8 protein-coding genes are annotated in these 8252 nt (G+C 64.6%); 3 read left to right on the plus strand and 5 right to left on the minus strand.

Annotation, left to right across the window (positions count from 1 at the left end; genetic code table 11):
• Window positions 1-843 (plus strand): hypothetical protein (locus GXP39_17885; protein ID NOZ29903.1); only part of this gene is annotated, 843 nt, incomplete at its 5' end.
• A gap of 31 nt (window positions 844-874) precedes the next feature.
• Here GXP39_17885 and GXP39_17890 read toward each other — a convergent pair.
• The 4 genes from GXP39_17890 to GXP39_17905 form a co-directional block, all read right to left on the minus strand.
• The gene (locus GXP39_17890) at window positions 875-1630 is read right to left on the minus strand and encodes an amino acid ABC transporter ATP-binding protein (GenBank protein ID NOZ29904.1); all 756 of its coding nucleotides are present in this window, start codon (window positions 1628-1630) and stop codon (window positions 875-877) included.
• Between the two features lie 24 nt (window positions 1631-1654).
• On the minus strand, window positions 1655-2869 hold the full coding sequence (locus GXP39_17895) for an amino acid ABC transporter permease (protein ID NOZ29905.1): 1215 nt from the start codon (window positions 2867-2869) through the stop codon (window positions 1655-1657).
• Between the two features lie 2 nt (window positions 2870-2871).
• Window positions 2872-4053 (minus strand): ABC transporter permease subunit, encoded by a 1182-nt coding sequence (locus tag GXP39_17900; protein ID NOZ29906.1) that lies wholly within the window; start codon window positions 4051-4053, stop codon window positions 2872-2874.
• Window positions 4054-4291: 238 nt separating this feature from the next.
• Window positions 4292-5404, minus strand: a complete 1113-nt coding sequence (locus GXP39_17905; GenBank protein NOZ29907.1) for an amino acid ABC transporter substrate-binding protein — start codon at window positions 5402-5404, stop codon at window positions 4292-4294.
• Window positions 5405-6100: 696 nt separating this feature from the next.
• On the opposite strand from GXP39_17905, the gene GXP39_17910 reads away from it, so the two are divergent.
• Both GXP39_17910 and GXP39_17915 read left to right on the plus strand, forming a co-directional pair.
• Entirely contained in the window at window positions 6101-6412 is a 312-nt protein-coding gene (locus tag GXP39_17910) for a helix-turn-helix transcriptional regulator (protein NOZ29908.1), read from the plus strand.
• Window positions 6413-6455: 43 nt separating this feature from the next.
• Complete coding sequence (locus tag GXP39_17915) at window positions 6456-7691, plus strand: MFS transporter (protein ID NOZ29909.1); 1236 nt, start codon at window positions 6456-6458, stop codon at window positions 7689-7691.
• Window positions 7692-7768: 77 nt separating this feature from the next.
• On the opposite strand, the gene groEL is transcribed toward GXP39_17915, so the two are convergent.
• On the minus strand, window positions 7769-8252 hold a 484-nt coding region (gene groEL / locus GXP39_17920; GenBank protein ID NOZ29910.1), incomplete at its 5' end, for a chaperonin GroEL.

Here is an 8252-nt window from a genome sequence, read left to right on the forward strand (position 1 = left end):
GTGGCCGGCGCCCTGGCGCTGATCTGGGTGGGCTGTTATGCGGATATGCTGGGAGCGGTGCAGGCGGGGGCCGGGGGGCGGGCCTTCGGCGTCCCGTTGCGGCGCTGGCAGGAGACGCTGGCCGTGGCCCGGGAGTGGGCCGATCGCCTGGGGACGCAAGAGGTGCGCGTCGCGGTGAGCGGGGTCGATCCCGGCTATGAGAGCGAACCTGCCGTCGTGGCCATGCTGATCGGGAACCCCCCTTGGGCGCGTTTCGTGGCGCCGTCCTCGCCGGCCGCGCTGCTCCTGGCCTACGATCGCCCGAGCCTGTATCTGTGGGCGATTCAGTCCCCGGAGACGGAGGAGGCGTTGCGTCGCCTGGGGCAGCTGGTGTGGGAGGGAGATCTGGCCGATGGCCATCCGCCCGCCCGGCTCTATCGGCTGCCGCCCGCCGCTCAGATCGACCTGGAGATGACGCCCTTGCAGCCGGAGCCCGTGTTCGATGTGGGGATGGCCCTGATGGGATACGCGTTCCCCTCCGATGCGCGAGCGGGTCGGCCGCTGGTGGTGACGTTATTCTGGCACGTGCTGGACCCTCCTCCCGAGGTGCGCACGCGGGACATGACGGCGTTCAATCACATCCTGGACGCCTCCGGCGAGCGCGTGGCACAGGTGGATGGCATGGCTTTGCTGAGTCGAGACTGGTGGCCCGGCGATGTCCTGGTTCAGCCGTATCGGGTCCAGCTGCCGTCCGGCACGTACGTCTGGCGGGTCGGGCTATACAGTCGGGCGGACGGCGGCCGCTCCCTGGTCTCCACCGGCGGCGACTTCGTGGACCTGGGGCCGCTGGTGGTGCAACCGTAGCATGCCGCTGCCCGCCCGACTCATAATCCGCTCACAAGATCTGAGATAGGAACTCCTTGGTGCGTTCCTCCTGCGGATTATTGAAGATCTCCTCCGGGGTGCCGCTCTCCACGATCTTTCCCTCGTCGAAGAAGTACATTCGATCGCACACCTCACGGGCGAATCCCATCTCATGGGTGACGACGATCATCGTCATGCCCGACTCCGCCAGCTCCCGCATCACATCCAGCACTTCCTTGATCATCTCCGGGTCCAGAGCTGACGTGGGCTCATCGAACAACATGATCTTGGGCTGCATGGCCAGCGCCCGGGCGATGGCGACCCGCTGTTGCTGGCCGCCCGAGAGCTGAGCCGGATATTTATCGGCCTGCTCCGGGATCCCCACGCGCTCCAGCAGCTCCAGCGCGATCTGCTCCGCCTTGGCCTTGGGCCACTTGCGCACCCAGATCGGCGCCAGCGTGATGTTGTCGATCACCTTGAGATGGGGGAAGAGATTGAAGGACTGGAAGACCATGCCCACCTCGCTGCGGATGGCCTCGATGTTGCGGATATCGTTGGTCAGCTCGATGCCATCGATGATGATCTGGCCCTTCTGGTGATCTTCCAGTCGGTTGAGGGTGCGGATGAACGTGGACTTACCGGAGCCGGAGGGCCCGAAGATCACCACGACCTCGCCGCGCTTGACCGTCATGCTGATGCCGCGGAGCACGTGGAAATCGCCGAACCATTTATGCACATCTCGGCAGATGATGATGTCCTCGACCGAGTTCTGCCTCTCCTCAGGCATAGATGTACCTCCACCGCTGTTGGTTTACCGCTCGCCCACGCCCAGGGCCTCCTCCAGGCGGTAGCTGGAGTAGGACATGGCGTAGCTGAAGATGAAGAAGATGACGGCGATGAACAGGTATACCTCTCGATGCAGCCCCAGGAACTGCGGGTTGGCCAGCACCGCCCGGCCGACGTTCAACAGGTCCATGAGGCCGATGATGGCCACCAGCGTGGTGTCCTTGAACAGGCTGATGAACTGTCCCACGATGGCGGGGATCACGGCTCGTAGCGCCTGGGGCAGCACGATGAAGAGGAGGATCAGGGGGCCGCTCAGCCCCAGCGCCCGGGCCGCCTCCACCTGTCCTTCCGGTACGGACTGAAGCCCGCCGCGCACGTTCTCTGCCATGTACGCCGCGCTGAACAGCGTGATGCCCACCATGGCACGGATCACGCGGTCGATGCGAAGCCCCGGAGGCAGGAAGAGGGGCAGCATGATCTGCGCCATGAAGAGGATCGTGACCAGCGGCACGCCTCGGACCAGCTCGATGAAGAGGATGGAAAACGTGCGGATCACGATCATCTCGCTGCGGCGGCCCAGGGCGAGGAGCACGCCCAGCGGGAACGAGGCCAGGATGCCCACGACCGCCAGAAGGAAGGTCAGCAAAAGGCCGCCCCACAGGTTCGTGCCGATGGGGGGAAGCCAGGGGGTCCCCTGGAAGCCGCGCAGCAGGACGATGGTCAGCGGGAACAGCAGGAACCACACGGCCAGGAGGCCCCTCGCCATCCGCCGACGGAGGAGGTCGCCCCGCGTGCTCAGCACGTGGCCGAGGATGAAGCCGATGAATACGGCGGCCAGGCTGGCGAATAACCACAGACGTACCCCCAGGCTGAAGGGAAGCAGCCCCAGCAGGCCGAAGCCGGTTGCCAGGCTGATGGAGATGCTTCGGATGATGCCCTTCCACGTCCCCCAGCTCAGGCCGAACAGCAGGGCGATCAGCGTGACCAGAAGCTGCACGCGCCATACCTGGTCGGGCGGGTATTGGCCCACCATGAACAGGCGCAGGTTGGCCGTGACCACGTCCCACCGGGCTACGGTCAACGCCCAGTGCAGGAAGTTCGTGAGGATGACGTAGAGCAGCCAGGCGGAGAAGAACGTGAGCAGTGTGTTGTACCAGGAGCTGAATAAGTTCTGACGGAGCCACCCGATCACGCCGAGCGACGTAATCGGAGGGCGCATGACCTCGGAATCTGTGGCCATATTCACCTCACCACGAATTGTACGCGTCGATTGTACCAGTTCATGAACAGGGCGGTCAGCAGGCTGATGCTCAAGTAGCTGCTCATGATCATGATGATGACCGGCACGGGCTGCCCCGTCTGGTTGGCGATGGTGCCGCCCACGGCGAAGAGGTCAGGGTACCCCACGGCGATGGCCAGGCTGGAGTTCTTGGCCAGGTTCAGGTATTGGCTGGTCAGCGGGGGGATGATGATGCGCAGCGCCTGGGGGAAGATCACCAGGCGGAGCATCTGCGCGTTGCTGAGCCCCAGCGCCCGAGCCGCCTCCAGCTGCCCGCGTGGGACGGCCTGGATCCCGGCGCGCACGATCTCGGCGATGAAGGCGCCCGTATACACCACGAGCCCGACGAGCAGGGCGGTGAACTCCGGCGTCAGCGTCCGGCCGCCCGTGAAATTGAACCGCTGTAGAACGGGCATCTCCCACGATACGGGCGTCTCGCCCGGGAGGTACCATCCGAGGATCGGCAGCACGATGAACACGATCAGGCCGACGGTGATCGGGTACGTCGTCCGTCCCGTGCGGAGCTGGTACTGGATCAGCACGCGCCATGCGAGGATGCCCAGGATGATCCCGGCGGCCAGGGTGAGCAGCCAGAGCTTAAACGTGGGCGAGGGGATCAGCCATGGCATGGTGACGCCGCGCTGGTGGATGTAGATGTTGCCGGGGAGCTCCAGGCTCTGGCGCACCGGGGGGAGCTGGAGGATCACGGCGAAGTACCAGAACACCAGCTGGACCAGCAGCGGGGTGTTCCGGATCAGCTCGATGTACGCCCCCACGATGCGGGTCAGCAGCCAGTTGTTGGACAGCCGGGCGACGCCGACGATCACGCCCAGGATCGTGGCGAAGAGGATGCCCAGCCCACTCACGAGCAGCGTGTTGACCACGCCTACCAGAAACGCTCGCCCGTAGGTATCGCTGGGGCTGTACCGGATGCCCTCGCCGATCTCGAAGCCGGCCTCCAGCTTCAGGAAGCCGAAGCCCAGGGATAGCCCTCGCTGGGCCAACGCGTGGGTCATATTTGCATACAGCAGCCCGGCGACCAGGATCACGACCAGCAGGAACAGGATCTGAGTGAAGATGGCGAGCACACGGACGTCTCGCCAGAAGGGTACCGGCTGATGATGGAATCTAGCCTGTTGGGCCATACACGTTCACCTGTCGCTAGGATTCGGTGTGGTGGGGGACGGAGATGGCCCCCGAGTCATTTCGAGGCGGTCCCCATCCGGCAGCACAGCGGGCCACGCGGCGAACCGCCGGGGCCGGGTGGGGACCAGGGTCCGTGAGGTGTGACCGCTCACGGGAGGCCTCTTTACTACAAAGGCAGCCCGGCATGCCCTCAGGAATGCCGAGCTGCCTCACGCTCAGGCCACGGGCGTGGCCGGTTTAACGGAACGGTGGCGAGTAGAGGAGACCGCCGTCCGTCCACAGCTTGTTCGGACCTCGATCCATGTTGAACGGGGTGCCGGGGCCCAGGTTGCGATCGAAGATCTCCCCGTAGTTGCCCACGTGGCGGATGATCCGCACGACGAAGTCGTTGGACAGCCCGAGTTGCTCACCCAGGTTGCCCTCCAACCCCAGCAGACGGCGGGTGACCGGGTCCTTGGAGTCCATGAAGCTGTCGATGTTCTGGGAGTTGATGCCCAGCTCCTCCGCCTGGATGGTCCCGAAGACGATCCACTTGATGACGTCGAACCACTGATCGTCGCCGTGGGGCACGACCGGGCCCAGCGGCTCCTTCGACATCACGACGTCGAGGATGATGTGGTCGGCCGGGTTGGCGAAGACGGTGCGGCGGGCCGCCAGCTGGGAGCGATCGCTGGTGACGGCATCGCAGCGCCCCTCTTCGTAGGCCGCATACGTGGCGTCGATCTCCTCGAACACCACCGGCGTGAACTCGATCCCGCGCGCCCGCATCTGATCGGTCAGGTTAAGCTCGGTGGTGGTGCCGGTCTGCACGCAGATGGATGCCCCGGCCAGATCCTCCAGCTTCGTCGCTCCGAGCTCCTTGTGCACCATCATGCCCTGGCCGTCGTAGAAGGTGGTGGGGGCGAAGTTACCCCAGCTGGCGTCTCGGGAGATGGTCCACGTGGTGTTGCGGATCAGCACGTCGATCTCGCCGGTCTGCAGGGCGGTGGATCGCTCCTTGGCGGACAGGGGACGGAACTCGACGGCGTTCGGGTCATCGAAGATGGCGGCTGCCACCGCCCGGCAGTAGTCGGCATCGAACCCGGTGAAGTTGCCGGTGGTCTCGTCCAGGTAGCTGAACCCGGGCAGGCCGCCGTTGACGCCGCAGATCACCTTCCCTCGTGCCTTGACGGTCTCCAGCCGGCTGCCTTGCTGAGCGGCCGGAGCTGCCTCCGCCGGCTTAGGCGCCTCCTCGGCGGAGGTCTCGGCCGCGGGGGCCGGAGCCGGCTGCGCCGCCATCTGGCAGGCGGACAGGAGCAACCCCAGCACGACGAACAGCGTGAAGGTCATCGCCAGAAGCCTACGATCCATGATTTCTCCTCCTTAATGCTTGGTGGATAGGGATCAGCGCACGCATGCAACACGAGCATGGGGGAGGGCTGCTACGTCGATGTGCGTGTGCCTTCTGTTATTGTGTGGGGGAATGGAACGCTTGCCAACGGGGAGGGCTTCCCCCCAGGGCTGCGTCGTTTACGGTTGAATTAGGATCTATGGGTTGATACAGGCGTCAGGATCCCAAGGCGCCGCCATCACGCAAAACATCATACGTGTTTACACATTGGGCGGTATGCAAGGAGTGGACAGCGAGGTGATGAGTTCGTTGGCGGTTGCGCTGATCCTTGACACCTGAGGGTTCCCACGTATGCCGTGAGACAGGACAAGCTCCCCGGAAGCACGTATGGGGCTCATACGATCCGGAAGTGGACCGGCTTCTGTGCCCGATCACCGAGGGGGAATCGCCTCGGTTCACCTCGACCAAAACCGGCTATTCAGTCGGCTTGTCTTGCTGTCGTGAGCTTGGTTGCAAGCATATCACGAGGAGGGGAAAAAGTCAAGTGCGTTTTTGAATTGACATAATGGATGCGCCCGCAATCCTTCGGTGTCCTCTCTGCGATTCCGGGGCGGGATTATGGACGACCGCCGCATGGGGATGCTCATTGACAGGTTTCCCTCCGGAGTTTATAATATCGGAAGTCGATATCGAGATCCGTTAACAAGGGGCGGGGTATGGACCAACTGGTACGGGAGTTCTTCAGCGGATTCATCAAGATCCACATCCTCTACCACGCGGGGAAGGGTCCGATCTATGGGCTGGAGATGATCGAGGAGCTGCGCCGCCATGGGTATGACCTGAGCCCGGGCACGTTGTATCCCACCTTGCACGCGTTGGAGGAGGCGGGGTATCTGGTGTCGGAGAGAAACGTCGTGGGCGGCCGGGTGCGCCGCTATTATCAGCTGACGGATCGAGGGCGCCAAGCGCTCGCGGTGGCACGAGCGCGCATCCGGGAGCTCACGGAGGAGGTCCTGTCCGACGACTGAGAGGGCGGATATCGGGATAGGGATTTCACAGGAGGAGGAGCACATGGCCGTTCAATCGGACGCGCGAGCGCAGGAGACACGTTTCTTCGGCCTCACCAGAAACGTGTTCGTGTTGGGGTTGGTCAGCTTCCTGACCGATGTGAGCTCGGAGATGACGCTGACGTTGCTGCCCCTGTTCCTGGCCAACGTGCTGGGCGTAAGGACGTCCATCATCGGCCTGATCGAGGGGGTGGCTGAGGCGACGGCCAGCCTGATGAAGGTGGGGAGTGGATGGTGGTCGGATCGTGTGGGGCGGCGGAAGTGGCTCACCTTCGCCGGCTATGCGCTGTCCGCCGTGGCCAAGCCGTTCCTGGCGGTGGCGGGGAATTGGGGGACGGTGTTGGCCGTGCGGTGGACGGATCGGGTAGGGAAGGGGATCCGCACCTCTCCCCGGGACGCGCTGCTGGCCGATTCGGCGCCCGTGGAGACGCGGGGCCGGGCGTTTGGCTGGCATCGGGCGGCTGACACGGCCGGCGCCGTGGTGGGGCTGGCCCTCTCCGCGTGGGTGATCGCCGCGACCCAGCGCGCCACGTTGGAGTTGACCCAGGCCACATATCGTACCATCGTACTCATCGGCATCATCCCCGGGTTCCTGGCGGTGCTGTTGCTGGCGGTCTTCGTGCAGGACGTGCGGCCTTCCGGGCCTCGCTCCAAAGGGGGACCCCTATTGCGGGCCCGTGGGTTCTCGCTCCCGTTTTACATGTTTCTGGGCGTCATCGCTCTCTTCACCCTGGGCAACTCGTCCGATGCCTTTCTGCTGTTGCGAGCGCAGAACCTGGGGCTGAGCGCGTTCCACATCGCTTTGATGCTGGTCGGGTTCAACGTGCTGTATTCGCTGATCGCGATGCCGGCGGGCGTGCTGTCCGATCACCTGGGCCGCCGGCGGGTCATCCTCATCGGTTGGGGGCTGTACGCCCTGGTGTATCTGGGCTTCGCCGTGGCGGGGACGGCCTGGCAGGTGGTCGCCCTGTATGTGTTATACGGTCTGTATTACGGGACGACGGAAGGGGTGGCCCGGGCGTTTGTGGCCGATCTCGTGCATGGAGGCCAGCGAGCGACCGCATACGGGTTGTATCATGCGGTGGTAGGGCTGATGGCCTTCCCGGCTAGCCTGTTGGCCGGGATCCTGTGGCAGACGTGGGGGCCGGCGACGCCGTTCTACTTCGGCGCTCTGTTGGCGGCGCTGGCTGCGGTGGGGCTGATGGCCCTGGTGCGGCCGGGCTCGACCCCGGCGGCGTGATGGCCCCGGCACATCCTCGACGCGAAAAGGCCCCCGAAGCTTCGGGGGCCTTGTGATTGCCTCAAAGGGATGCGAGCTTAGAAGCCGCCGTACCCGCCGCCGGGCGCCTGGGGAGCGGCCTTCTCCGGCTCGGGGATATCGGTGATCAACGCCTCGGTGGTCAGGATCATGGCCGCGATGCTGGCCGCATTCTCCACCGCCGAGCGGGTCACCTTCGCCGGATCGATGATGCCGATCTCGAACATATCCACATACTCGCCGGTCATCACGTTGTAGCCGATGTGCTTGTTGCCCTGCTCCTCCTGGTACCGGCGGATGTTCTGCACGATCACGGCGCCGTCCTCGCCCGCGTTGAAGGCCAGCTGTCGTGTCGGTTCCTCCAACGCTCGGCGCACGATCTTCACACCGGTGGCCTCATCCTCATACTCGGTCTCGATGTCGTTCAGCGCCTCCGCGGCGTTCAGCAGCGTCACGCCGCCGCCGGGCACGATCCCCTCCTCGACCGCCGCCCGGGTCGCACTCAGCGCATCCTCCACCCGGTGCTTCTTCTCCTTCAACTCC

The organism is Chloroflexota bacterium (assembly GCA_013152435.1).
Classification (GTDB): Bacteria; Chloroflexota; Anaerolineae; order DUEN01; family DUEN01; genus DUEN01.

Bases quoted from the DNA above. Each gene is read 5' to 3' on its own strand.
- GXP39_17895 (NOZ29905.1), bottom strand. From the start codon at position 2,869: ATGGCCACAGATTCCGAGGTCATGCGCCCTCCGATTACGTCGCTCGGC.
- GXP39_17890 (NOZ29904.1), bottom strand. From the start codon at position 1,630: ATGCCTGAGGAGAGGCAGAACTCGGTCGAGGACATCATCATCTGCCGA.
- GXP39_17905 (NOZ29907.1), bottom strand. From the start codon at position 5,404: ATGGATCGTAGGCTTCTGGCGATGACCTTCACGCTGTTCGTCGTGCTG.
- GXP39_17910 (NOZ29908.1), top strand. From the start codon at position 6,101: ATGGACCAACTGGTACGGGAGTTCTTCAGCGGATTCATCAAGATCCAC.
- GXP39_17915 (NOZ29909.1), top strand. From the start codon at position 6,456: ATGGCCGTTCAATCGGACGCGCGAGCGCAGGAGACACGTTTCTTCGGC.
- GXP39_17900 (NOZ29906.1), bottom strand. From the start codon at position 4,053: ATGGCCCAACAGGCTAGATTCCATCATCAGCCGGTACCCTTCTGGCGA.